General features: G+C 49.5%; 1 pseudogene. It reads right to left on the bottom strand.

Features of this window, described 5'->3' with window-relative positions:
- A pseudogene (locus M3090_RS15715) lies at positions 1–331 on the bottom strand (clindamycin resistance transfer factor btgA); the annotation flags it as partial.

Here is a 331-nt window from a genome sequence, read left to right as displayed (position 1 = left end):
TTGCATGGCTTTGAGTTGTGCCGTTTCGCTGGCTTCTATCCGCTTGAAGATAATCTCCTGGTTCTTCCTGATAGTTGAATCTGCATCCCGCACCGCTTTTTCTGTCTTGCCTATGGCCTTGCCGTTGTTGTCGGAGCTGTTGATTATCCCGGCAAGCAGTTCCTTGTTATCCTTCAGGAACCGCCTGAACTTTTCTTCCGAAAGTAAGGATGAAAGGCTTATGGTTATCTGTGTGCTGGCTCCGGCCAGAGCTTCACAAGCCGGACGCACAAGATCCGTTTCCTGTTTCTTCAGGAATGCGAACACCTGGTCCATGCGCTTGATAAGTCTT

The sequence above is a fragment of the Bacteroides sp. ET71 genome (assembly GCF_023336905.1).
Classification (GTDB): Bacteria; Bacteroidota; Bacteroidia; order Bacteroidales; family Bacteroidaceae; genus Bacteroides.
Note: the sequence above shows the minus strand (reverse complement) of the source record. Positions and strands in the feature narration are given on the sequence as shown.